This window comes from Acidocella facilis ATCC 35904 (assembly GCF_000687875.1).
Classification (GTDB): domain Bacteria; phylum Pseudomonadota; class Alphaproteobacteria; order Acetobacterales; family Acetobacteraceae; genus Acidocella; species Acidocella facilis.
This window is the reverse complement of the sequence record NZ_JHYG01000002.1, coordinates 66,502-90,287: the sequence shown is the minus strand read 5'-3', so window position 1 is coordinate 90,287 and position 23,786 is coordinate 66,502. Positions and strand designations below refer to the sequence as shown.

At 63.6% G+C, this 23,786-nt stretch carries 24 protein-coding genes; 13 read left to right on the top strand and 11 right to left on the bottom strand.

Annotated features, from left to right (window positions below; translation table 11 throughout):
• The first annotated feature begins 81 nt into the window (after nt 1-81).
• The gene (locus T331_RS0102885) at nt 82-1,101 is read left to right on the top strand and encodes a fatty acid desaturase (protein ID WP_035178996.1); all 1,020 of its coding nucleotides are present in this window, start codon (nt 82-84) and stop codon (nt 1,099-1,101) included.
• 94 nt (nt 1,102-1,195) lie between these two features.
• On the opposite strand, the gene T331_RS0102880 is transcribed toward T331_RS0102885, so the two are convergent.
• The 7 genes from T331_RS0102880 to T331_RS0102845 all read right to left on the bottom strand — a co-directional run bounded on the left by T331_RS0102880 (nt 1,196) and on the right by T331_RS0102845 (nt 5,492).
• Nucleotides 1,196-1,405 (bottom strand): cold-shock protein, encoded by a 210-nt coding sequence (locus tag T331_RS0102880; RefSeq protein ID WP_008494800.1) that lies wholly within the window; start codon nt 1,403-1,405, stop codon nt 1,196-1,198.
• A 201-nt stretch (nt 1,406-1,606) separates the two neighbouring features.
• Nucleotides 1,607-2,041 carry a hypothetical protein gene (locus tag T331_RS19755; protein WP_155992578.1) on the bottom strand — a complete coding sequence of 145 codons (435 nt, stop codon included), beginning with the start codon at nt 2,039-2,041 and terminating at the stop codon, nt 1,607-1,609.
• A complete protein-coding gene (locus T331_RS19365; RefSeq protein ID WP_155992576.1) occupies nt 2,038-2,529 on the bottom strand; it encodes a lytic transglycosylase domain-containing protein in 492 nt (163 codons plus the stop codon). Before T331_RS19365 ends, T331_RS19755 begins: the two co-directional genes overlap by 4 nt.
• A gap of 51 nt (nt 2,530-2,580) precedes the next feature.
• A complete protein-coding gene (locus tag T331_RS0102860) occupies nt 2,581-3,078 on the bottom strand; it encodes a TIGR00645 family protein (protein ID WP_026438957.1) in 498 nt (165 codons plus the stop codon).
• A gap of 68 nt (nt 3,079-3,146) precedes the next feature.
• The gene (ychF, locus tag T331_RS0102855) at nt 3,147-4,241 is read right to left on the bottom strand and encodes a redox-regulated ATPase YchF (RefSeq protein ID WP_026438956.1); all 1,095 of its coding nucleotides are present in this window, start codon (nt 4,239-4,241) and stop codon (nt 3,147-3,149) included.
• Nucleotides 4,241-4,819: an aminoacyl-tRNA hydrolase gene (gene pth / locus T331_RS0102850; RefSeq protein WP_026438955.1), complete on the bottom strand. Its 579-nt coding sequence runs from the start codon at nt 4,817-4,819 to the stop codon at nt 4,241-4,243. The genes ychF and pth overlap by 1 nt, the downstream gene beginning before the upstream one ends.
• 19 nt (nt 4,820-4,838) lie before the next feature.
• Nucleotides 4,839-5,492: a 50S ribosomal protein L25/general stress protein Ctc gene (locus tag T331_RS0102845; RefSeq protein WP_026438954.1), complete on the bottom strand. Its 654-nt coding sequence runs from the start codon at nt 5,490-5,492 to the stop codon at nt 4,839-4,841.
• Between the two features lie 214 nt (nt 5,493-5,706).
• Here T331_RS0102845 and T331_RS0102840 point away from each other — a divergent pair, with 214 nt between their 5' ends.
• Both T331_RS0102840 and T331_RS0102835 read left to right on the top strand, forming a co-directional pair.
• A complete protein-coding gene (locus T331_RS0102840; protein ID WP_008494791.1) occupies nt 5,707-6,495 on the top strand; it encodes a carbon-nitrogen hydrolase family protein in 789 nt (262 codons plus the stop codon).
• 3 nt (nt 6,496-6,498) lie between these two features.
• Nucleotides 6,499-7,182 carry an alpha/beta fold hydrolase gene (locus T331_RS0102835; RefSeq protein ID WP_026438953.1) on the top strand — a complete coding sequence of 228 codons (684 nt, stop codon included), beginning with the start codon at nt 6,499-6,501 and terminating at the stop codon, nt 7,180-7,182.
• 124 nt (nt 7,183-7,306) lie between these two features.
• Here the strand turns inward: T331_RS0102835 and feoB are convergent, their stop codons facing one another.
• Nucleotides 7,307-9,220, bottom strand: a complete 1,914-nt coding sequence (feoB, locus tag T331_RS0102830; RefSeq protein WP_211248666.1) for a ferrous iron transporter B — start codon at nt 9,218-9,220, stop codon at nt 7,307-7,309.
• A 14-nt stretch (nt 9,221-9,234) separates the two neighbouring features.
• Nucleotides 9,235-9,543, bottom strand: coding sequence for a FeoA family protein (locus T331_RS0102825; RefSeq protein WP_234730872.1), 309 nt, complete (start codon nt 9,541-9,543; stop codon nt 9,235-9,237).
• 128 nt (nt 9,544-9,671) lie between these two features.
• Between T331_RS0102825 and T331_RS0102820 the strand changes: the two genes are divergently transcribed.
• The 5 genes from T331_RS0102820 (at nt 9,672) to T331_RS0102800 (ending at nt 15,002) form a co-directional block, all read left to right on the top strand.
• On the top strand, nt 9,672-11,450 hold the full coding sequence (locus T331_RS0102820) for a glucan ABC transporter ATP-binding protein/ permease (protein ID WP_035179108.1): 1,779 nt from the start codon (nt 9,672-9,674) through the stop codon (nt 11,448-11,450).
• A 47-nt stretch (nt 11,451-11,497) separates the two neighbouring features.
• Nucleotides 11,498-11,929 (top strand): CBS domain-containing protein, encoded by a 432-nt coding sequence (locus T331_RS0102815; RefSeq protein WP_008494785.1) that lies wholly within the window; start codon nt 11,498-11,500, stop codon nt 11,927-11,929.
• Between the two features lie 152 nt (nt 11,930-12,081).
• Nucleotides 12,082-13,293 carry a 5-aminolevulinate synthase gene (gene hemA, locus T331_RS0102810; protein WP_026438949.1) on the top strand — a complete coding sequence of 404 codons (1,212 nt, stop codon included), beginning with the start codon at nt 12,082-12,084 and terminating at the stop codon, nt 13,291-13,293.
• Entirely contained in the window at nt 13,290-14,066 is a 777-nt protein-coding gene (locus T331_RS0102805; RefSeq protein ID WP_244876880.1) for an SDR family oxidoreductase, read from the top strand. Before hemA ends, T331_RS0102805 begins: the two co-directional genes overlap by 4 nt.
• A 357-nt stretch (nt 14,067-14,423) precedes the next feature.
• Complete coding sequence (locus T331_RS0102800; protein WP_008494781.1) at nt 14,424-15,002, top strand: acetate uptake transporter; 579 nt, start codon at nt 14,424-14,426, stop codon at nt 15,000-15,002.
• A 178-nt stretch (nt 15,003-15,180) separates the two neighbouring features.
• On the opposite strand, the gene T331_RS0102795 is transcribed toward T331_RS0102800, so the two are convergent.
• Entirely contained in the window at nt 15,181-17,166 is a 1,986-nt protein-coding gene (locus T331_RS0102795) for a putative bifunctional diguanylate cyclase/phosphodiesterase (RefSeq protein ID WP_026438947.1), read from the bottom strand.
• Nucleotides 17,167-17,407: 241 nt separating this feature from the next.
• On the opposite strand from T331_RS0102795, the gene T331_RS0102790 reads away from it, so the two are divergent.
• Genes T331_RS0102790 through T331_RS0102770 form a run of 5 tightly spaced genes read left to right on the top strand, consistent with a single transcriptional unit; the run spans nt 17,408 to nt 22,780 of the window.
• On the top strand, nt 17,408-17,698 hold the full coding sequence (locus T331_RS0102790) for a hypothetical protein (protein ID WP_026438946.1): 291 nt from the start codon (nt 17,408-17,410) through the stop codon (nt 17,696-17,698).
• Nucleotides 17,695-18,480 carry an enoyl-ACP reductase FabI gene (gene fabI / locus T331_RS0102785; RefSeq protein WP_026438945.1) on the top strand — a complete coding sequence of 262 codons (786 nt, stop codon included), beginning with the start codon at nt 17,695-17,697 and terminating at the stop codon, nt 18,478-18,480. Before T331_RS0102790 ends, fabI begins: the two co-directional genes overlap by 4 nt.
• Before the next feature lie 10 nt (nt 18,481-18,490).
• Nucleotides 18,491-20,194: a PHA/PHB synthase family protein gene (locus T331_RS0102780; RefSeq protein ID WP_026438944.1), complete on the top strand. Its 1,704-nt coding sequence runs from the start codon at nt 18,491-18,493 to the stop codon at nt 20,192-20,194.
• A gap of 11 nt (nt 20,195-20,205) precedes the next feature.
• Nucleotides 20,206-21,597, top strand: a complete 1,392-nt coding sequence (locus T331_RS0102775) for a bifunctional enoyl-CoA hydratase/phosphate acetyltransferase (protein ID WP_155992574.1) — start codon at nt 20,206-20,208, stop codon at nt 21,595-21,597.
• Entirely contained in the window at nt 21,590-22,780 is a 1,191-nt protein-coding gene (locus tag T331_RS0102770; RefSeq protein WP_026438942.1) for an acetate/propionate family kinase, read from the top strand. The genes T331_RS0102775 and T331_RS0102770 overlap by 8 nt, the downstream gene beginning before the upstream one ends.
• On the opposite strand, the gene T331_RS0102765 is transcribed toward T331_RS0102770, so the two are convergent.
• On the bottom strand, nt 22,765-23,610 hold the full coding sequence (locus T331_RS0102765) for an oxidoreductase (protein ID WP_026438941.1): 846 nt from the start codon (nt 23,608-23,610) through the stop codon (nt 22,765-22,767). The genes T331_RS0102770 and T331_RS0102765 overlap by 16 nt on opposite strands.
• Nucleotides 23,611-23,786 lie beyond the last annotated feature (176 nt).

Sequence of the window (23,786 nt, the reverse complement as noted above, 5' to 3'; positions counted from 1 at the left end):
CGGACGGGACATGAATGAGTTGGTTTCCGGGGTGCCGATCGTGATAGAGACAGATTTATAAGTAAAACCGCCGGAGGCCACTTGTCGTCCACAGAATTCAGCAGCCCATCATCCGCCGGCGCGCTGCCGCTCGGGCTTTTGCGGGCCTATCAGGCGGCTTGCACCCGCCGGGCCGCGTTTCAGGCCGGCTCCACCTTCGGGCTCTATCTGCTCTGTATCGCCGCCATGTATGCCAGCCTGCATGTCTCGCTCTGGCTGACATTGGCTTTATCCCTGCCCGCCAGCGGCTTGATCGTGCGGCTGTTCATGTTCCAGCATGATTGCGGGCATGGCTCGTTTTTCGGCTCCAAGCGCCTCAACATCGCCTTCGGGTCGCTGTGCAGCCTGGTCACCTTCACGCCGTTTTCCTATTGGCGCCGGCTGCATGCGCGGCATCACCAGAGCTGGAACAATCTGGATGGGCGCGGCATCCCGGCGGATTTCTTCTCGGATTGCGCGACGCTGGCGGAATATCAGGCGATGTCCGGCTGGGGCAAACGCCTCTACCGGCTGAGCCACCACCCGCTGCTGATCCATATGCTGCTGCCGCCGGTGATTTTCCTGCTGCTCTACCGCCTGCCCTTCGACACCCCCCGCGCCCAGCGCCGGGAGCGGCGCAGCGTCTATCTGCTCGATCTGGGGCTCGTGCTGCTTTATGGCGGGCTGATTATGGCGTTTGGCCTCAAGGCGGTGCTGCTGGTGCATCTGCCCGCCATCATCCTGGCGGCAATCATCGGCATCTGGCTGTTCTCGGTGCAGCATCGCTTCGAGGAGTCACAATGGGCCCGCCAGGCCGATTGGTGCCCGACGCAAGCGGCACTGCATGGCGCCTCATATCTGAAGCTGCCGGCCTGGCTGCAATGGTTTTCGGGGAATATCGGGCTGCATCACATTCACCATCTGCGCCCCGGCATTCCGAATTACCGGCTGCAGGATTGCCATGATGGCTGCCCGGAAGTGACGCGGGACGTGACCATCCTGACGCTGCGCGACGCGCTGCGCGCCCCCAGCTTCACGCTATGGGATGAGGCCGGCAACCGCATGGTGCCATTCCCGGCCTGACGCGCGCGATATTGCGCATCAAGACAAAAAAAGCCTCAAGCTGAAAGCTTGAGGCTCTGAAATAGCCGGAAAGCGAGCTTGCCGGCTATTCGGCTTACGCCGCTTCCAGGTTGTCAGCAGCGGTCTTGCCGCTGCGGCGATCCTGCACCTGCTCGAATTTGACCTTCTGGCCTTCATTCAGGCTGCGCATGCCAGCGCGCTCCACAGCGGAGATGTGCACGAACACATCTGGGCCGCCGGTCTCCGGGCTGATGAAGCCGTAGCCCTTGGTTTCGTTGAAAAATTTAACAGTGCCGATCGCCATAAGAAATTCCTAATTCATTCTTGGCTTGTCTCTGGCAGGGAACATACTCTGCCACGAAAGCCACCCGCTCCCCCCACGGCCCTGTTACATTGTCAATGTTCCAGGGCATGCGGCAAGACCGGTTTGATACGACTAGGGCCTATTGGGGAAAAGCGCAAATCCGGGCTGCAATGGCGTCCATGCGCGGCTTGGTTGGAGGGGTCAGAACGGGTTATGGATCTTGGCCAGGCTGGCCTGGATATCCGGCGGCAGGGCGGCAGGGTCGTCCGTGCCGATCCACTCCATTTGCACGCGCTTGCCATCCGTCTCGTAAAATCCAACCCATAGTTTCGCCGCCGCCGGGTCGATGACCAGAACCGCACTTTCGCTGCCGCACATATGGGGCATGCAGAACTGCGCCATTAAATCACTGTCGATTTTCGAAACCGGCGGCGAAACCGCCATCGCCTTCAACTGCGCCCGCTGCCGCGGGCTCAGTAAATTACGAAGTTGCTGGCGTATGATCGCCGATTTCATCAACCCCGCCGCCGGATAAGTACCCGCGAATGTATCGAGGCTGGACCAGTCGGAAGATGAAGCGAGGGCTGGACCGGCGAGGAGGGAAAAAGCTGTTATGCCTTGAATGAGCCGCTTCATTTGTGGATCTGCAAAAGGCAGGTTTTGGCCAATTTCGGATCGATCACATTATTGCTCCCTTTAGATTTTTTCAAACAAGCGGCGGCGGCTAGAATATCACTGGCGTAACCTTTTCCCGTGCCAAACCGATCCAAACCGGCTTTCATGTCGCTGCCTGCACGGCGATAAATCATATCCAGATAGTATGTTCCGCATTGGATGTTCTTCGGACCATCAAGCATATCAGCAAACGAGAAATGCGTGCCTGCCGGTGTGTTGCGGTTCACGTCATCAACTGCCGGGATCGTCATCTGCATGAGCCCCGTTGCAGTGCTTTTTGCGCTTTTAGACGCGTCATCGAACCCGCTCTCTTTCCATATTAGAGCGATGACCAGTTCATCAGGATGGTTTTTGGATTTGTTGTTCGCGGCAACCCACTGTTCAATTGTCGAAAACGATTGAAGCATCAAAATATCCCAACGTCTTTTTGCCGGCCGGAAGATTTTCACGCGCCTGCGCTTTTGGCAAGCGTTGTCCTGGTTACGAAACTGTTGCGCCGCCTACTCTTTATGTTCCACCCGGTCCGTCAGCGCCAAAACCAGGGACAGCAGCCCGAAGGCGAGCACGATCACCAGCTGCCAGAACAAATTCCGGTCCGTCTCATTGGCCACATCCAGAAAGCTGCGCAGCAGATGCACCGCGCCGATCACCGTCATCGAAGCCAGAAGTTTCAGCTTCAGCCCGGAGAAATCGATCTTCGACATCCATTCCGGCCGTGGGTCGCTCTCATCAAACGCTACCTTGCGCACGAAATTCTCATAGCCGGAGAGGATCACCAGCACCACGAGATTGGCGGTGAGCGAGAGGTCGATCAGCGACAGGCTGAAGATCAGCAGCTGGTTTTCGGTGATGCTGGCGATGGTCGGCAGCGCATGCACCAGCTCGCCGATGAAATAGACCACGATGATGCCGAGCAGCACCAGCATCGCCAGATAGACCGGCACGATCAGCCAGCGCCCGCCGAACAATATGGCTTCGATGATGCGCGTGGGGGACATGCTGGCTCCTGGAACAAAAAAGGGGCGCTCCCGTCGCCGGGGCGCCCCTTTATCCTAGCCTGCCCGGCTTACACGTTGAAGCGGAACAGCATCACGTCGCCATCCTTGACGACATATTCCTTGCCCTCGACCCGCAGCTTGCCGGTATCGCGCGCCCCGGCCTCGCCCTTGTTGGCGACGTAATCATCGTAAGCGATGGTCTCGGCCGCGATGAAGCCGCGCTCGAAATCGCCATGGATCACGCCCGCCGCGCCTGGCGCCTTGGTGCCTTTGATGATGGTCCAGGCCCGGGTTTCCTTCGGCCCGACGGTGAAATAGGTGATCAGCCCGAGCAGCTGGTAGCCGGCGCGGATGATGCGGTCCAGCCCGCTATCCTCAAGCCCCAGATCCGCCAGGAAGCCGGCGCGGTCCTCATCGGGGAGCTGGCTCACCTCGGCCTCGATGGCGGCTGAGATGATCACATGCGCCGCGCCCTGCGCCTTGGCCATCTCTGCCACCCGGGCGGATTGGGCATTGCCGGTGGCGGCCGCGGCTTCCTCGACATTGCACACATACAGAACCGGCTTGGAGGTGAGCAGGTTGAGGCGCTTCACCGCCTCCTCCTCACCCTTGGGGATGCCGGTGCGGACCGGCTTGCCATCTTCCAGCAGCTTGATCAGCGGCTCGATCAGCTCCAGCTCGGCGGCGGCCGCCTTGTCGTTACTCTTGGCCTTTTTCTGCAGCAGCGGCACGCGCTTGGTCAGGCTCTCAAGGTCCGCCAGCATCAGCTCGGTTTCCACCGTCTCGGCGTCACGCACCGGGTCAATCGAGCCTTCGACATGGGTGATGTCGTCATCCTCGAAGCAACGCAGCACATGCACGATGGCATCCACCTCGCGGATATTCGCCAGGAACTGGTTGCCCAGCCCCTCGCCCTTGGAGGCGCCGCGCACCAGCCCGGCAATATCCACGAATTCCAGGCTGGTCGGCACCTGCTTCTGGCTCTTGCCGATCTCGGCAAGGGCGCCCATCCGCTTATCCGGCACCGCCACCCGGCCGACATTCGGCTCGATGGTGCAGAACGGATAATTCGCCGCCTGGGCGGCCACCGTCGCGGTCAGCGCATTGAACAGCGTGGACTTGCCGACATTCGGCAGGCCCACGATCCCGCAATTGAAACCCATTATTTCTGCACTCCGTTGACCAGCGCCAGGCGCGTCATGAAATCCTCTGGCTTGCCCTCGGCCAGCAACGCAGCATGATCCGCCACGCCGTCCAGCACCGGGCCGAGCCAGGCTTGATCCTGTTTTGAAAAATCCCCCAGCACATGGCCGGTCACGCGGGCCTTGTCACCGGGATGCCCGATGCCCAGCCGCACCCGCCAGTAATCCGGGGTGGAGAGATGCTTATCCATGCTGCGCAGCCCGTTATGGCCGGCATTGCCGCCGCCTTTCTTCACCCGGATTTTCCCGGGCTCCAGATCCAGCTCGTCATGGAAGGCCGTGATGTCCGCGGCGGCGATCTTGTAGAAGGAGGATGCCTCCTGCACCGCCTCGCCGGACAAATTCATGTAGGTCATCGGCTTGAGCAGTAAAATCTTCTGCGTGCCGATGCGCGCCTCGGCGGTCATGCCCTTGAAGCGGGCGCGCCAGGGGGAGGCGCCATGGCGGCCCGCAATCGCGTCCACCGCCATGAAGCCGATATTATGGCGTTGCCGCGCCATGCCCGGTTCCGGGTTTCCTAGACCAACCCAAAGCAGCATGGCGCGGTAACTTTACGGCTTACTTCTTGCCGCCCTTCTTGGCGCCGCCCTTGGCGGCAGCAGCAGCAGCGGCGGCGGCGGCCTCGGCGGCCAGCTGCTCGGCGCTCACCAGCGGCGGGGCGATGGTGGCGATGACGAAGTCGCGGCCGGTGATCACCGGCTTGCAGTTCTCAGCGCCCTGCAGATCGTGCCAGCGGACATTGTCGTTGATGTCCAGCTTGCCGAGATCGATCTCGAACTTCTCGGGGATGTGGTCGGCGTCCACCACCACTTCCACCTTGTGGCGCACAACGTTCAGCACGCCGCCACGCTTCAGGCCCGGCGAGGTCGCTTCGTTGAGGAAGTGCACGGCCACGGCCACCTTCACCGGCTCACCGGCGACGAGGCGCTGGAAATCCACATGCTCGGGCTGGTCGGTGACCGGGTGGAAGGAGACATCACGCATCAGCGCGCGGGTCTTGGTCCCGGCCACGTCGATCTCGTACAGGCGCGAGCGCCAGCCGCCACGCTTCAGCTCCTTCATCACGGTGCGCGGGTCGAGCGCGATCAGGCTCGGCTCCTGGCGGGCACCATAAATCACGGCGGGCACCTTGCCCTCACGCCTCGTCGCCCGCGCCACCCCCTTGCCGGCACGCGAACGAGCAGAGGCTTCAATCAGTTCAAAATCAGCCATTTTCAGCTCCATAAAACAACAAAAGCCGGCCTCCAGGGGTGCCGGCGAGCGGGGTTTATCGGGTTTTTCCAGGATTTTCAACATTTGCGCGCCGGGGCTAGAGCAATATGTGTTTATCTTGACGCGTCAGCGTCAAGATAAACACATGAAATTGCCCGCACAGAAAACGCTAGAGTGTTTTTCATTTGCTGAAAAACACTCTAGTTTGCCACGCATGAAAATCGCGCTGTATCAGGGCCCCGGATGCGTCAACGACCTCGAAGCCGGCTTCGCTCATCTGCGCGCGCAGGCGGCCTCGGCCAAGGCGCAGGGGGCAGATTTGCTCATCCTGCCGGAAATGTATCTCTCCGGCTATAATATCGGCCCGCAGGCGGCGCTGGCGCTGGCCATCCCGCAATCCGGCTTGGCCCCGGCGCAGGCGGCGGCGGCGGATCTGAACATCGCGCTGGTCTTCGGCTATCCGGAGCTGGTGGCGGGCCAGGTGGCGAACGCCGCCGTGCTGATCGGCCCGGATGGGCGGATTTTGCTGAATTACCGCAAGACGCATCTGTTCGGCGATCTCGACCGGGACATGTTCAAGCAGCGCGGCCAGGATTTCCCGGTGGCCGAGCTGGGCGGGCTGAAACTCGGGCTGCTGATCTGCTACGATATCGAATTCCCCGAACCGGCGCGCACTCTGGCCTTGGCCGGGGTGGATCTGCTGCTGGTCCCCACCGCGCAGATGGAGCCTTACGAGCAGGTGGCGCGGCATGTGATCCCGGCGCGGGCTTATGAGAACCAGGTCTATCTGGCTTATGCCAACCATTCGGGTGAGGAGAACGGGCTGGGCTATATCGGCCTCTCCTCCATCTGCGGGCCGAACGGGGCGGTGCTGGCGATGGCGGGGACCGGCGAGGAGATGATTTTCGCCGAGATCGACCCGGCGCATCATCAGGCGGTGCGGCAGGCGGACCCGTTCTTCACCGACCGCCGGCCGGGGCTCTACGGGCCGATCGCGGGCTGAACCATGGCCGTGTTTCTGCTGGTTCCCGGCGCCTGGCATGGCGCCTGGTGCTGGGAGGCGCTGACCCCGCTGCTGGAAGCGGCCGGGCATCAGGTGATCGCGCCGGATCTCGTGCCGGTCCCGGCCGGGGCCAACCCGCTGCCGCTCTGGGCGCGGCAAGTGGCGGATCTGGCGCTGGCGGCGCCGGAGCCGGTGCTGCTGGTCGGCCATAGCCGGGGCGGGCTGGTGATTTCGGAAGCCGGCGCAATCGCCCCCCAGGCGGTCCGCAAGCTGGTCTATCTCACCGGCTTTCTGCTGCCGCCGGGCGGGAGCATGCAGAGCGCCATGGCCATGAAGGAAGCCGGTGGCGCGCCGGATTATCTACGCCCGGCACGCGGGCGCTGCCTGGCGGTAGCAGCTGAGGCGGTGGTGCCCCGGTTTTACAATCTCGCCCCGCCGGAGCTGGCGGCCCGTGCCGCCGCGCGGCTGCAGCCGGAGCCGATGGGCAGCTTTTCCGCCGCCATCACCGCCACGCCGGACCTGCCCCGCGCCTATATAGAATGCACCGAGGACAGGATTTTGCCTCTGGCCTTGCAGCGGGCGATGCAGGCGGCGCTGCCGTGCGACACGGTGCTGACCCTGCAAGCCGACCATTCCCCCTTCCTCTCAACACCCAAAGCTTTAGCGAATGCGCTAGAACGCGCCTAACCCCCGAGGTAAGGAGCAAAAGTTTTTGGGGGCAGAGGCGCCAAAGGTTCCAATGCTGCGCAGCAGCGTTGGAAAGGCGCCGGAGGGGTAGGGGACTTTTTCCAAAAAGTCCCCCACGACTTCTCTACCCAAGCCCGGCCAGACAAGCCAGCTGATAGGTCACGAACGCCGCCCCGTAGGCCAGCGCCAGCATGTAGGCGAACACCAAAGCCGCCCATTGCCAGCCGCCGGTCTCGCGGCGAATGGTCGCCAGGGTGGAGGCGCATTGCGGCGAGAACACGTACCAGGCCAGCAGCGCCAGCGCCGTGGCGATGCTCCAATGCGCCGCCAGCACCCCGCCCAGATGGCCCGGATCATCCGCCGAGGCGGAGATGGAATAGACCGTCCCGAGGGCCGCCACCGCCACCTCGCGCGCCGCCATGCCGGGGATCAGCGCGACATTGATCTGCCAGTTGAAGCCGATGGGCTGGAAGATCGGCGCCAGCACATGGCCGATCCAGGCGGCGGCGCTGTAATCGATCGTCGGCTGAGTGGCGCCCTTCGGGGCCAGCGGCAGCGAGCAAAGCGCCCAGATCACGATCATCATCGAGAAGATCGTGGTCCCGGCGCGCTTTAGAAACGCCTTCGCCCGCTGCCAGAGGCCGATGGCGACACTGCGCGGGCTCGGCATCTTGTAATCGGGCAGCTGCAGCAGGAACGGGTCATGCTGCGCCTTGCGCCAGACCAGACGCTTCATGATGAAGGACACGCCCAAAGCCGCGACGATGCCGACGGCATAGAGCCCGAACATCACCAGCCCCTGCAGCTGGATGCCCAGCACATGCCTGTCCGGAATGAAGGCGCCGATGATCAGCGTATAAACCGGAATCCGCGCCGAGCAGGTCATCAAGGGCGCCACCAGGATCGTCGCCAGCCGGTCCCGCCGGCCATCGATCACCCGGGTGGCCATGATGCCGGGAATGGCGCAGGCGAAGCTGGAGAGCAGCGGGATGAAGGCGCGCCCATGCAGCCCGGCCCCACCCATGATCCTGTCCATCAGGAAGGCGGCGCGGGCCATGTAGCCGAAATCCTCCAGCACCAGAATGAAGAAGAACAGGATCAAAATCTGCGGCAGGAACACCACCACGGAGCCGACGCCGTTCAACACGCCATCGCGCAGGAAGGAGAGCAACGGCCCGTCCGGCAGCACATGCCCGGCCAGCACGCCGAACCAATCGAACAGGTTGGAAATCGCGTCCATCGGCGCCTGCGCCCAGGTGAACACCGCCTGGAACATCACGAACAGGATGGCGAACAGCACCACCAGCCCGGCGATGGGGTGCAGCAGCACCTTATCGATGCGCGCCGTGGTGCTGTAGGTCTGCGCCGGCATCGTCACGCAGGCGGCGATCAACGTATCCGCCTGGCGTTGCAGGTCGCGCATGGCGTGGCGGTCCGGCGCTTCCCAGGCGGGCACGGGCTTGGGCGCCGGCAGCCCCAGCGCCACACGCTCATCCAGGAAGGCCAGCAGCTCGCGGATGCCGGCCTTGCGCACCGCCACCGAGGCGACGACGGGCATGCCCAGCATCCCCGCCAGCTTTTCAGTATCGATGACGATGCCGCGATGCTTGGCGATATCCGCCATGTTCAGCACCAGCGCCATCGGCGCGCCGAGCGCCTTCAGCTCCAGCGCCAGCCGCAGCGAGAGCCGCAGATCCGTCGCATCCGCCACGCAGAGCAGAAATTCCGGCAGCGCCTCGCTGGCCACCCGGCCCAGCACGACGTCACGGGCGATCACCTCATCCGGGCTGCGGGCGCGCAAGGAATAGGTGCCGGGCAGATCCAGCACCCGGATGGCGCGCCCGCCCGGCGTGGTGAAATTGCCGGCCTTGCGCTCAACCGTGACCCCCGGATAATTCGCCACATGCTGGCGGCTGCCGGTCAAGGCGTTGAACAAGGCGGTCTTGCCGCAATTGGGGTTGCCGATCAGCGCGATCCGCGCGGTATTGTCGGCAAGCAAAACGGCGCCGTTTTCCGGGGCCTCGGCGCAATGGCTCATCTGTTAAATCCGGTTCAGGCGGGCACCACCAGCACCGCGCCGGCTTCCCGCCGGCGCAGCGCGAAGGTGGCGCGGCCATTGATCCGCACCGCGATCGGGTCGCGCCGGATCAGCCCCTGGTGCAGCACCTCGATCTCGGCCCCCTCCACCAGCCCCATCTCCAGCAGCCGGCGCTCCAGCTCCTCTTCCGGCAGGCTACCCTGCACGCCGACCGGGTCCACCGCGAGAATATTGCCTTTGAAGCCGGGCTTGGCCTGCCCCAGCGTCATGTCACGCGGGGTGGTTCCAGCATCGGACGAGCCTAAATGGGTCTGGCGCAGCACTTGATATCCCCAGCAGAGGTTTGAAGCCCAGACTTAATGCGAATGAATGTCAAAAACAATGATTTGAATCAAGGCGCCGAGTCATCCCCGCCATGCGCCAGCCCCATTTGCCCTTCAGGCTGGTCAGGATGAAATTTTTCGCCCTCTATGCCCGCGTGCTCGGCCTGCTCCGGCAGGACCGCGCCATCGCCTGGTTCCTGGTCCTCGCCAATCTGGCGGTGATGGGCTTTCAGTTCGCCGAGCCGGTGCTGTTCGGCCGGGTCATCAATCTGCTCACCGGGGCCGATGCGCAGGCGCGGGCCGTGGTGGTGCGAGGGGCGGTGAGGCTGCTCGGGCTCTGGGCGATGGTCGGGCTGGCCAGCATCGGCGCCAGCATCGTGCTCGCCGTGCAGGCCGAGCGGCTGGCGCATCGCAACCGGCTGCTGGTGATGAGCCGGTTTTACCAGCATGTGCTCTCAATGCCCCCCGCCTTCCATACCCGCCGCCATTCCGGCCAGCTGATGAAAATCATGCTCTCCGGCGCCGACGCTCTGTTCTGGATGTGGCTGACCTTCTTCAAGGAGCATCTGGCCACGGCACTCGCCATTCTGCTGCTGCTGCCGCTCACTCTGGTGCTGAACTGGCGGCTGGCGCTGGCGCTGATCCTGCTGGTGGTTTTGTTCTGCGCCCTCACCGCCTTCGTGATCACCTGCACGGAAACCGCCCAGCGCCAAGTCGAGCGCCACCAGTCCAACCTCGCCGGCACCGCGCAGGATACGCTGGCGAATGTGCTGGTGGTGCAGGCCTTCACCCGCCTCACCGCCGAGACCACCCAGTTCCGCCGCACCAGCGAGGCGGTGCTGAACCGGCAGATCCCGGTGCTGAACTGGTGGGCGCTGCTCAGCGTCGTCACCTCGGCGGCCAGCACCATCACCATCATCGTCATCTTCATGCTGGGCACGCTGTTGCATCTGCGCGGCCAGGCCAGTGTCGGCGCCATCGTCACCTTCATGGGCTTCGCCATGCTGCTGGTCGGGCGGCTGACCGGAGCGATGGGCTTCATCTCCCGGCTATTCCTGCAAATGCCCACCCTGGCGGAATTCTTCACCGTGCTGGACGCGCCCAGCCTGCTGCCCGAGGCGCCGGGGGCCAAAGCTTTGGCGCTGCGCGCCGGCGCGGTGCGGTTCGCGCATGTCAGCTTCGGCTATCAAAGCGCGGTGCCGATCGTCGAGGATCTGGATTTCACCGCCCGCCCCGGCAGCGTCACCGCTTTGGTCGGCGCCACCGGGGCCGGCAAATCCACCACCATGGCGCTGCTGCAACGCTACTGGGATCCGAGCGCCGGCGCCATCAGCATCGACGGCCAGGATCTGCGGGCTGTCACGCTGGACTCGCTGCGCGGCGCCATCGGTGTGGTGTTTCAGGACGCCATGCTGTTCAACCGCTCCATCCGCGAGAATCTGCTCATCGGCCGCCCGGACGCGACACCGGCAGACATCCGCCGCGCCTGCGAAATGGCCGAGGCGTTAAATTTCATCGAGGCGCAGCCGGATGGTTTTGAAACCCTGATCGGCGAACGCGGTGTTAACCTTTCTGGCGGACAAAAACAGCGCCTGGCGATTGCCCGGGCGATTTTGAAAAACCCGCCAATCCTGATTCTGGATGAAGCCACTTCGGCGCTGGATGCCGCCACCGAGGCCAGCGTTTCCAGGGCTTTGCGGCAGCTGATGCAAGGGCGGACGAGCTTTGTCGTCGCCCATCGCCTCTCTACCATCCGCGATGCGGATGAGATTTTGGTGTTCGCGGCCGGCCGCATCGTCGAACGCGGGACGTTCCAGCATTTGCTGGCGCAGCGCGGCGTCTTCGCGCATCTGGTCGAAACACAGCTTACACCTGAAATTTCTGAGACCAATTCAAATAATAATTGAACCTTGCCGCGGCTTTGCCCCATACTTGCTGAAAACGGAGGAATAAAATGCTCGTAAGTGCGATCTTGAAGAACAAGCCCCCCGGTTTCGTTTCGGTTCCGGCGGATCTGCCGGTCAGCGGTGTCGTCAGCATCCTGGCGGAGAAAGTCATCGGCGCCGTGCTGGTGGTGGAAAATGGCGAGCTGATCGGCATTCTCAGCGAGCGCGACGTGGTCCGCACCCTGGCCACCCGCGCCGCCGGCACACTCTCGATGACCGCCGGCGCGCTGATGACCCGCAAGATCACCACCGGCACCCCGGAAACCACCGTCGAGCAGGCGATGGAGATGATGACCAACGGCCATTTCCGCCATTTGCCGATCCTGGAAAATGGCCGCCTCACCGGGCTGGTGAGCATTGGCGACGTGGTGAAAGCCCGGATCGACCAGAGCCAGCACGAGGTGGACAGTTTGCGCACCTACGTCGCCGGGCGCGTCTGACCCGCGAAAGCTGTACGGCGCGCAGCCGAGAGTCGCGCCGTACAGCTCCTACAACTGTGCTTCGCACAAAGCTGCCCGGTTGATTTGCGTCATTGACTTGGGCGGCTGGCGGGCGCTTTTTTCGCCTAGGATTTTCACGAACGCGGGTCGAGATGCATAAATTTCTTACCAAATGCGACGAGGCGCTGGCCGACATCTCGGCCCAGGGGCGCTATCGCCGTTTCGTGGCGCTGGAGAAGCTGGCCGACCGCTTCCCCTATTATTCCGTCACCATGGAAGGCCAGACACGGGATATCCTGGTCTGGTCCACCAATGACTACCTCGCCATGGGCACCGACCCACGGGTGATCGAGGCCGCTTCCGCCGCCGCCCGGCGCTACGGCGCCGGGGCCGGCGGCACCCGCAACATCGCCGGCTCCTCGCCGCTGCATGTCGCCCTTGAGGAGGAGCTGGCCGATCTGCACGGCAAGGATGCCGCCCTGCTGTTTACCTCCGGCTATGTCTCCAACCAGGCGACGCTGACCGCGATTTTGAATTCCCTGCCGGATTGGCATGTGTTCTCGGACGCGCAGAACCATAATTCCATGATCGTCGGCATCAAGGGCGGCAAGACCGCCACGGTGCATGTGTTCAAGCATAATGATCTTGCGGATCTGGAGCGGCTGCTGGCCGCCGCCCCGGCCGAGGCGCCGAAGCTGATCGTCTTCGAGAGCGTCTATTCCATGGATGGCGACATCGCCCCGATGAAGGAAATCTGCGACCTCGCGGACAAGTACAACGCCCTCACCTATCTGGACGAGGTGCATGCGGTGGGCATGTATGGCGAACATGGCGGCGGCGTTTCCGAGCGCGATGGTGTCGCCAACCGCATCACCATCATCGAGGGCACGCTGGCCAAGGGCTATGGCTGCCATGGCGGCTATATCACCGGCGATTTCAAGGTGCTGGATTATATACGCTCGGTCGCGGCCGGCTTCATCTTCACCACCGCTCTGCCGCCGCCGACCGTCGCCGCGGCGCTGACCTCTATCCGCATCCTGAAAGAGGATGATGAGCGCCGGGCTTTGCTGTTCGACCGCGCGGAGACGCTGAAGGCCAAGTTCAAGGCGGCTGGCCTGCCGGTGATGGAGAGCAACTCCCATATAGTGCCGCTGATGATCGGCGACGCCGCCAAGGCCACCGAAGTCTCGATGCGGCTGATCCGGGAATTCGGCATGTATGCCACGCCGATCAACTATCCCACCGTGGCCCGCGGCACCGAGCGTCTGCGCTTCACCCCCGGCCCGAAACATACGGATGCGATGATGGATGACCTGGTGGCGGCCCTGCAGCAGATAGTGCTGCCGGCCGAGGTGGCGGCGTGATCGATCTCGGGCTGGCCGGCAAGGCGGTGCTCGTCACTGGCGGCTCCAAGGGCATCGGCTTGGCCTGCGCCAAGGCGTTTCTGGCGCAAGGGGCAAGGGTGGCCATCGCCTCGCGCGATCAGGCCAATATCGACGCCGCGCTGGCGGCGCTTCCGGGTGCCATCGGCTTCGCCGCCAATCTCTCGGATGCGGATGCGGCGCTGGCGCTGCTGGACAAGACCGAGGCCGCGCTTGGGGCCCTGGAGGTGCTGGTGAACAGCGCCGGCGCCGCGCGGCGCAACCCGCCGCCGGACCTCACCCCGGACGCCTACCGCGCCGCGATGGACGCGAAATATTTCTCCACCATCAATCTGGTCGACCCCGCGATCAAGCGCATGGCCGCGCGCGGGCATGGTGCCATCGTCAACATCATCGGCGTCGGCGGCAAGGTGGCGGCCCCCGAGCATATCGCCGGCGGCGCGGCGAATGCGGCCCTGATGCTGGCCACGGCCGGCCTCGCCGCCGCCTACGCCACGTCCGGCGTGCGCATCAACGGCATCAATCCCGGCCTCACCGAGACCGGCCGCGTGCAGGAAGGGCTGCAGGCCACCGCCCGCAGCCGCAATATCTCCATGGACGAGGCTTTGACCGAGACGGTGGCGAAAATCCGCGCCGGGCGGATGGCCAAGCCGGAAGAGATCGCCAATGCGGTGCTGTTCCTCGCCTCGCCGCTCTCCAGCTACGTCAACGGCGCCGTGCTGCCGATGGACGGGGTCCAGAACCCGGTCATCTGAGGCCCAAAGCGGCCTGGTTTCAGTGATCCCTCCCGGCGACGACCCAGAAGGCGCCCGATGCGGTTTCAGCCACCCATCGGATGCGCAGGAGGGCCGGAACAAAACGCTCCAAAACGAGACAAGCACGAGAGCGATATAGGTTGAGGCCGACGCGGCGGCGTCAAAATAAACACATGGAATTGCTGGCCAAAACAAAAATGAGCGCGTCCAGCTAAAGGCTTGATGCATCAGAGTTCTTCCGTGACCATGAAAAATATGCAATAAGCTACATATCAGAGGCCGAATAACGGCCCGGAAATAAAACAAAATGACAAAAAGACGACCAAAAAGCGCAACTCTTCTGGAGGAATAAAGAATATGAAGCTCGCAAACCCCGCCCCCCTCGGGCTGTTCGGCTTTGCCCTGACCACCTGGCTTCTCTGTCTGATCAATTCCGGCTTCATGCCCGCCACCGCCGTGCCGCTGGTGCTGGCCATGGCCATCGCTTTCGGCGGCACCGCGCAATTCTGCGCCGGGCTGATGGAGATGGTGAAAGGCAACAGCTTCGGCTTCGTTGCGTTCTGCTCCTACGGCGCCTTCTGGTGGAGCTTCGCGCTGTTCGTGGAATTCTTCGCCAAGGGCGTGCCGGCTGTCGCTGTCGGCTGGTATCTGCTGGTCTGGGGCGTTTTCACCATCGCGATGTGGGTCGGCACCTTCGCGCTGAACCGCACCCTGTTCCTGATCTTCGCGGCCTTGTCCGTCACCTTCCTGCTGCTCGGCTTCAAGGATCTGCTGGGCATCCCCGCCCTGGGCACGCTGGGCGGCTATGGCGGGCTGATCACCGCGATCCTGGCCTTCTATCTCGGCGCTGCTGAGATCATCAACGAGGCGCATGGCCATACCGTGCTGCCGATCGGCGTGCCCGGCCCGCGCCTGAGCCACGCCGCCGCCGAATAATTCACCAACAATAAGCTAACCCCTCACTGACCCAGCCGCCGCAAGCGTCTGGGTTTTTTGCGGCTTGCGGCCTGGCGCGCGGGACAGGTTATGGCTGCTTGTTAGAGCAATATGTGTTTATCTTGACGCTGGCGTGCCAACCTAAACACATATTGCTCTCAGCCTCCGCCTTGCCGCGTCAGGCCGCATGGGGGGCTGCGGCTTCAAACCCCTCAATCAGCCCCGCCACCGCCTCTGCCGGCACCGGCCGCGAAATCAGAAAGCCTTGAATGAAATGGGCGCCCAGCGCTGCGATGGTGTGCAGCTGCTCCAGCGTCTCCACCCCTTCCACCACGCAATCCAGCCGCAGATTATCGCACAGCGAAATGATCGTCTTGACGATATTGGCCGAGGTGGCGCTGGAATGAACATCGATCACGAAGCTGCGGTCGATCTTGATCTTATCCAGCTGCAACCGGCTGACATGGCTGAGGCTGGAAAAGCCGGTGCCGAAATCATCCAGCGCAATCCGCGCCCCCAGAGCCCGCAATTCCCGCAAACAGGATTGTGCATGCTCGAAATCATCCAGCAAGGCGGATTCCGTCACCTCGAACTCGATCCGCGACGGCGCCAGCCCGCTCCCCGTCACCAGCGTGCGGAGCCTGCTCATCGTCTCCACCGAGGTGAAATTATACGGCGAAAGATTGAAGTTCAGACTGACATGTTCCGGCCACTCCCTCGCCGCCGCCAGGGCTTTTTGCAACAGCACCGCCGTCATCGGGCAAACCAGCTGGGAGCGTTCGGCCAATGGCACGAACAGGCCCGGGCTCACCAGCCCCAGCTCCGGGCTTTGCCAGCGCGCCAGCGCCTCGAACGCCACCACTTTGCGCTGCGCGACATCCACAATCGGCTGGAACGCCACCCATAATTCAGATTCCATATCGGAATGGCGAAATGCCTGCTCCAGCCGGGCCTCGGCGCGGATGCGTGTTTCATGCTCCCGGGAGAACAGCACCATCCCGCCTTTTTCCGTCTGCTTGCCGTGATACAGCGCGTAGTCCGCGCGCTCGAACAACTCCTCGGCGGTGCCGCCGGCATCCGGATAGATCGCCACCCCCAGCGAGCTGGAAATCGTCGCCAGCCGGTCCCCGACGATGCACGGCCCTTCCAGCACATGCCGCAGATCGGCGGCGAAGTGCCGCACCGCCGCCTCGCCCTGGCAATCGCGCAAAATCACCCCAAACTCATCCCCACCCAGCCTGGCGATGAAAATCCCCTCCCCCACCAGACGCCGCAGCCGCGCGCCGACCTGTGAGAGCAACCTGTCCCCAGCCGCATGGCCGTACATATCATTGACGCCCTTGAACCGGTCCAGATCCATCAGCGCCACCGCGAGGCATTGTCCGCCTTGCGCGGCATCGGTCAGAGCCTGCTCCAGCTCGGCGAAAAACCGCCGCCGATTGGGCAGCCCGGTGAGCGAGTCCAGATAGGCCAGACGCGAATTCTCGTCCGAAAGAAGCTGCGTCTCGCGCTGGCGGCGTTGCAATTCCCGCTCCGAATGGCTGAGGGCGACGAAATCCTCGGCGTTGCGCAGCAGCATCTGCAGGGTGACGAACAGCACCAGAACCGTTCCGGCGCCGCTCAGCAGCGCTGACGTCTTCGGCGCCAAGAGAAAGACCAGCGCATAAGGCACGCCGATGATCAGCCCGAGCAGGATCGCAGCGCTGCGCAGGCTGATCAGGCAGATGAAGCAGGTCAGCAGAAACAACCCGACCGCGACCTCCACCTGCAAACGCTGATAGACATCGCCATAGGGCAGCAGCAGCAGCGCCCAGCCGCCGGCGCAACTCCCCAGCACCACCCCGCTGCGCCGCGCCGCGCGCAGCTTGCGCACCGCATCCTCGCGCGGGGTCAGGCACCGGCGCCGGCGCAGCCACACCGCCAGCCGGATCAACGCCAAAAACACCAGCAATATCGGGATCGTCCGCCATAGTAATGGCGGGGCCACGCGCATATGCGTGATCGCCAGGCTGCCCAGGTTGAAGATCGATACGACATAGAGCGTGGGCAAGCGCTGCGACAGCGCCGCAAGCTGCGTTGCCGCCAGGGCAGGATCATCCTCCGGCAGGGCCATCAGGTCGCGCAGCCAATGCATGAAACGCGACGCCCATAACAGCTTGCGCATGGTTTCCCGGCCCCTGGAAAAAAATCTGCTCATGCCGCCAGCAGACCCGAATTTTGTAAACAAAATGTATATTCCGGAGTCGAATATTTATCCGTCGTTAACGCGCTGATGCCGCGCGATTTTCCCTCTCTGTTGCGGCATGCAGCAAAAATGTCACGTCAGAGGCTTGATAAAGGTCAATGCGCCAGATCACGAAAGATGGCTGATTCCGGGCATTGATCCTGACCCAGGAGACTGTGTTATGTCGGACAAGACCCAAAACGACCCGTTCAACGTTCTCGGCATCTCCAAGGAGTTTCTCGCCGCCGCGAAGCTCCCTTATGGCGGCGCCATGTTCACGGACATGGCCGAGCGCATGCAAAGCCTCACCCAGGCGCAGATCGCCTATGGCCAGACCATCATGCGCGCCAACGCCACGCTGCTTTCCGCCTGGCTAGATACCAAGGCCGCGCGCGATGCCGAGGACGGGCCGCAAGCCCGGGCCGAGCGCCCCAGCAAAGCCGCGCACCGGCCGGATGTTTCCGCCCCATGACGCCCCCCGCCGCTCCGGGACGGCTTGCCGGAAAGCGCGGGCTCATTCTTGGCATCGCCAACCAGCACAGCATCGCCACCGGCTGCGCCCAGGCCTTCGCGCAGGAGGGCGCGGTGCTGGCCGCCACCTATCTCAACGACAAGGCCAAGCCCTTCGTCGAAGCCGTCACCTCCACTTTGCCCTGTGAGCTGCTGTTGCCCTGCGATGTGCAGGCGCCCGGCGCGCTGGAGGCGGTGTTCGAGGCGGTGAAGGCCAAATGGGGCGGGCTGGATTTTCTGCTGCACGCCATCGCCTTCGCCCCGGCGCAGGATCTGCACGGCCGTGTGGTGGACAGCTCCGCCGCCGGCTTTGCCCAGGCGATGGATATTTCCTGCCACTCCTTCCTGCGCGCCGCCAAGCTGGCCGAGCCCTTGATGCCGCAAGGCGGCACGCTGCTCGCCGTCACCTATCAGGGTTCGGAGCGCGTCATCCCGCATTACGGGCTGATGGGCCCGGTGAAGGCGGCGCTGGAGAGCGCCGTGCGCTACGCCGCCGCTGAGCTGGGCGGCAAGGCCATCCGGGTCAACGCCCTCTCGCCCGGCCCCATCGCCACCCGCGCCGCCAGCGGCATCGAGCATTTCTCCGAGCTGCTGGACAATGCCGCCCGCCTGTCGCCGGAACGGCGGCTGGCCAGCATCGAGGATTGCGGGGCGCTCGCCGCCTTCCTGGTCTGCGATGCGGCGCGCATGCTCACCGGCCTCATCCTGCCCATCGATGGCGGTGAACATCTTATCGGGAATTAGGGAGCCTCTCATGTCCGAACCACCTCACCCCCAAGCGGATCTCGACCGCGCCTTGCACGCCGCCCAGGCGCGGCTCACTGGCGGCCTTTCCCTCGCCGCTTTGGCCCTGGCCTGGGCGGATTGGGCGCTGCATCTCGCCGACCAGCCCGGCCGGCAGCTGCAGCTCGCCCGCCAGGCCGCGAACGACGCCCAGGCCCTCACCCACCAGGCGCTGGGCCTGCCCTACGAGCCGGTGACGCCCGAGCCGCAGGATCACCGCTTCCGCGACCCGAGCTGGGCCCAGGGCCCGGCGGCCTTCGCCGTCCAGGCCTTCCTGCGCGGCGAGCGCTTCTGGCAGGCGGCTACCACCGATATCGACGGCGTCAGCCATGAGAATGAGCGCATCGTCAATTTCGCCGCCCGCCAGGTGCTGGACGTGCTGGCCCCCTCCAACTTTCCCCTCACCAACCCGGAAGTGCTCAAGCGCGCCCAGGAAAGCCAGGGCGAGAGCCTGCGCCAGGGCGCGAAAAACCTGATCGAGGATCTGCGCGCCGCCGGCACCAGCAAAACCCAGCCCCTGCCGATGCGCCCCGGCCATGACGTCGCGCTCACCCCTGGCCGGGTGGTGCTGCGCAATGAATTGCTGGAACTGATCCAATATGCCCCGGCAACCGAGACCGTGCGCCCGGAGCCGATCCTCATCGTCCCCGCCTGGATCATGAAATATTACATCCTCGATCTCTCGCCGCAGAATTCGATGGTGAAATATCTGCTCTCCCAGGGCTTCACCGTGTTCTGCATCTCCTGGCGCAACCCGGACGCCTCGATGCGCGATGTGTCGCTGGATGATTACCGCCGCCTGGGCACAATGGCCGCCATCGACGCCGTCTCCGCCATCTGCAATGGCGAAAAAATCCACGCCGCCGGCTATTGCCTGGGCGGCACGCTGCTCTCCATCACCGCCGCCGCCATGGCGCGCGATGGCGATGAGCGCCTCGCCTCCCTCACCCTGCTGGCCGCGCAGACGGATTTCACCGAAGCCGGCGAGTTGCAGCTGTTCATCAACGAATCCCAGCTGCACTTCCTGGATGACGTGATGTGGGCGCAAGGCTATCTGGACGCCCCGCAAATGGCCGGCGCCTTCCAGATGCTGCGCGCCAACGACCTGGTCTGGTCGCAGATGATCCGCCGCTATTATCTCGGCGAGCAGGACCATCCGAATGATCTGATGTCCTGGAACATGGACGCCACCCGCATGCCCTACCGCATGCATTCGGAATATCTGCGCAAGCTGTTCCTGAATAACGACCTCGCCGAGGGCCGCTTCGAGGCGGGCGGGCGCAAGATCTCGCTGGCCGACATCAAGGCGCCGTTCTTCGTCATCGGCACCGAGACCGACCATATCGCCCCCTGGCGCTCGGTCTATAAACTGCAACAGCTCAACGGCAATGATTTCACCTTCGTTCTCACCTCCGGCGGCCATAATGCCGGGGTGGTGAGCGAACCCGGCCACCCGCACCGGCATTTCTGCAAGCTGGAACGCAAGCCGGGGGATCTCTACGTGCCGCCGGATGAATGGCAGAGCCAGGCTTATTGCCAGGAAGGGTCCTGGTGGCCGGACTGGGCCGGCTGGCTCGCCGCACGCTCCGGCGCCCCCACCAACCCGCCGCAGCTGGGCAACGCTGGCTACCCCGCGAAAGAGTCCGCCCCCGGCACCTATATTTTCCAACGCTGAAGGATATCACAATGGATATGCAGACCGAGCTGCTGGAAAACCGCATCTTCGCCGAGCTGGCGCTGGGCGATAGCGCCAGCCTCACCCGCACTGTGACGATGGACGATATCGCCCTCTTCTCCGTCATCTCCGGCGATGTGAACCCCGCGCATCTGGACAAGGACTATGCGGCGTCCGACCTTTTCCACCATATCATCGCCCAGGGCGTACTCACCGCCGGGCTGATCTCCGCCGTGCTCGGCACCAAACTCCCCGGCCCCGGCACCATCTATCTCGGCCAGGAGCTGAAATTCCGCGCCCCGGTCTCCCCTGGCGACAGCATCACCGCGACGCTGACGATCACCGATCTGCAACCGGAAAAACACCGTGTTATTCTGGATTGCCATTGCCGCAACCAGGACGGCAAGGAGGTGCTGAGCGGCACCGCCACCGTGCAGGCGCCGACGGAAAAGGTCAGCCGCCCCGCCATCGCCTTGCCGGAAGTCCGGCTGCTGCGGCATGAGTTTCTGCGCACGCTGCTGGCTAAGGCGACCTCCGGCGAAAAACTCGCCACCGCCATCGCCTGGCCCTGCGATGAAACCTCCTTGCAGGCCGCCGCGGAGGCTGCACAGCGCGGCCTCATCACCCCCATCCTGGTCGGCCCGGCCGCGCTCATCCAGGCCAAAGCCGCTGAATATAACATCGATATTGCAGCCTTTCGGATCGAGGAGGCGGCAACCAGCGCGCAGGCCGCCAGCCGCGCCGTCGCTTTGGCGAAATCCGGCGAAGTCAGGGCGCTGATGAAAGGCGCTTTGCATAGTGATGAACTTCTGCACGAGGTGATGAAACCCGAGACCGGCCTGCGCAATGGCAGCCGGCTCAGCCATGTCTATGTCATGGACGTGCCCGCCTACCCGAAACCGCTGCTGATCACCGATGCCGCGATCAATCTCTGCCCAAATCTTGAAGAAAAGCGCGACATTCTGCAAAACGCCATCGATCTCGCCAAGGCCCTGGGCATCGAGGAACCGCGCGCCGCCATCCTGGCCGCGGTGGAAACCATCAACCCGCATATGCAGGCCACGTTGGATGCCGCCGCGCTTTGCAAGATGGCCGACCGCGGCCAGATCACGGGTGCCATCATCGACGGTCCCCTGGCTTTTGATAACGCGATCAGCGCCGACGCCGCCGCGCAGAAACACATCATCTCCCCGGTCGCCGGTCAGGCGGATATTCTGCTGGTGCCGGATATCGAATCCGGCAACATGCTGGCCAAACAGCTGAGCTTTCTCGCCAACGCGGATGCGGCGGGGATCGTTCTGGGCGCCAGCGTGCCGATCATCCTGACCAGCCGGGCGGATACGGAGCGCGCCCGCCTCGCCTCCTGCGCCATCGCGGTGATGCTGGCTTCCCATCATGGCTGACGCGATCCTCACCATCAATGCCGGTTCCTCCAGCATCAAATTCGCTTTGTTCGAATTGCGCGATGGGCTGACCCGCATCGCCGAGGGCGAGGCCGAGAATATCGGCGCCGCCCCGCATCTGCGCATCAAGGCGGGCGGCACCCTGGCCTTCGAGCGGCGCTGGCCAGACCACGCGCCGCTGGATCATGAAGATCTTCTCAATGAAGTTCTGAACTGGGTGGAAGCCCATCTCGGCGCGGATAATCTCATCGCCGCCGGTCATCGCATCGTGCATGGCGGCGCCAGCTTCACCGAGCCGCTGCTGCTGGACCCTTCGCATCTCGCCGAGATCGCCAAACTCAGCCAGCTCGCTCCTTTGCACGAGCCGCATAATTGCGCCGGGGTGCAGGCTCTGTTCAATCTGCGCCCAGGGCTGAAACAGATCGGCTGTTTCGATACCTCCTTCCATCACACCATGCCGGATGTCGCGACACGCTTCGCCCTGCCGGAAGCGCTGCATAAAGAAGGCGTGCGCCGCTACGGGTTTCACGGCCTCTCTTACGAATATATCGTCTCCCGCCTGCCCACCCAGGCCCCGCATCTGGTGAAAAGCCGTGTCATCATCGCGCATCTTGGCAATGGCGCTTCGATGTGCGCGGTGAAAAACGGCAACTCCATCGATTCCACCATGGGCTTCACCGCTCTGGACGGTCTGGTGATGGGCACGCGCACCGGCGCCCTCGATGCCGGGGTGCTGCTCTATCTGATGCAGTCCCACAACATGGATGCGGCATCCCTTACCGATCTGCTCTACAAGAAATCCGGCCTGCTCGGCCTATCCGGCATTTCCGGCGACGTCCGGCTGCTGCTGGCCGATGGCTCGCCGGCCGCGAAACTGGCGCTGGATGTTTTCGCCTACCAGGCGGCGAAGCAGGCCGCCGGGCTGGTGGCGGCACTTGGCGGGCTGGATGGCTTGATCTTCACCGCCGGCATTGGCGAGCACGCCGCCCCCATCCGCGCCGCCATCTGCGCGCATCTCTCCTGGCTGGGGCTGGAGCTTTCTCCGGAGGCCAATGACGCGAACGAGCCCGCCATCAGCACGCCGGAGAGCGCGATCGAGGTGCGGATCATCCCCACCGATGAGGAGCTGATGATCGCGCGCCACACGCTGAGCCTGCTGAGCCTGGCTCAGCCGGTCGGATAATCGGCGCTGTAGGAGTCTTCTTTCTGGCTGCTGATTTCCGCCAGACGCTCTTCCAGCTTCTTCGTCACCGCGTCATAGCCGAACGCGCCGAGCACGATATGGCGCGGTGCCGTCTGCCTCTGCGTCAGCGCGATCATGACATCGGCGGCCCGGATTGGATCCCCCGCCTGGTTGCCGCTGCGCGCCCTGGTCGCCTCCAGCCGCGCCCCGGCGGTTTCGGCATAATCGGCGATCTTGTTCGGCGTCTGCTTCAGCGAGCGCCCGGCCCAATCGGTGCGGAACGGCCCCGGCTCGACGCAGGTCACCTGAATGCCGAGCGCCTGCGTCTCGGCGCGCAACCCATCGGAAAATCCCTCCACCGCATGTTTGGAGGCGGCATAATAGGCCGAACCAGGAAAGCCGATCAGCCCGGCGACCGAGGTGATGTTGAGAATATGCCCGCTCTTGCGCGCCCGCATCACCGGCAGCACCGCGCGGGTGAGCGCGAACAGCCCGAACACATTGGCATCGAACATGGCGCGGATCTCATGCTCCTCGCCCTCCTCGGCGGAGCTCTGGTAGCCATAGCCGGCATTATTCACCAGCACATCGATCCGCCCGAATTTTTCCACCGCCGCCTTCACCGCCGCGTCGATCTGGCCTTGATCGGTGACATCCAGCTTCACCGCCAGCGCATTCGGCTTGTTCTCAACGATATCGGCAATCTGCGCCACGTTGCGCGCACTCACCACCACATTCCACCCGCGCCGCAGCACCCGCAAGGCCAGCTCGCGGCCAAAGCCGGTCGAACAGCCGGTAATGAACCAAACAGGGTTTTGACTGTCGCTCATCGCATCCACTCCTTGCAAACAAGGCAGCTTATGTAGACCGTGTTGCCGGAATTTTCAGAGGTGACTTATATATTTCTTAAAATTTGCAGAAGTTTTTGGGGGTGTGGGGACTTTTTCCAAAAAGTCCCCACAAACGTTCGGGGCGGTGGCACGATGTTGCGACCACCCCAGACGTT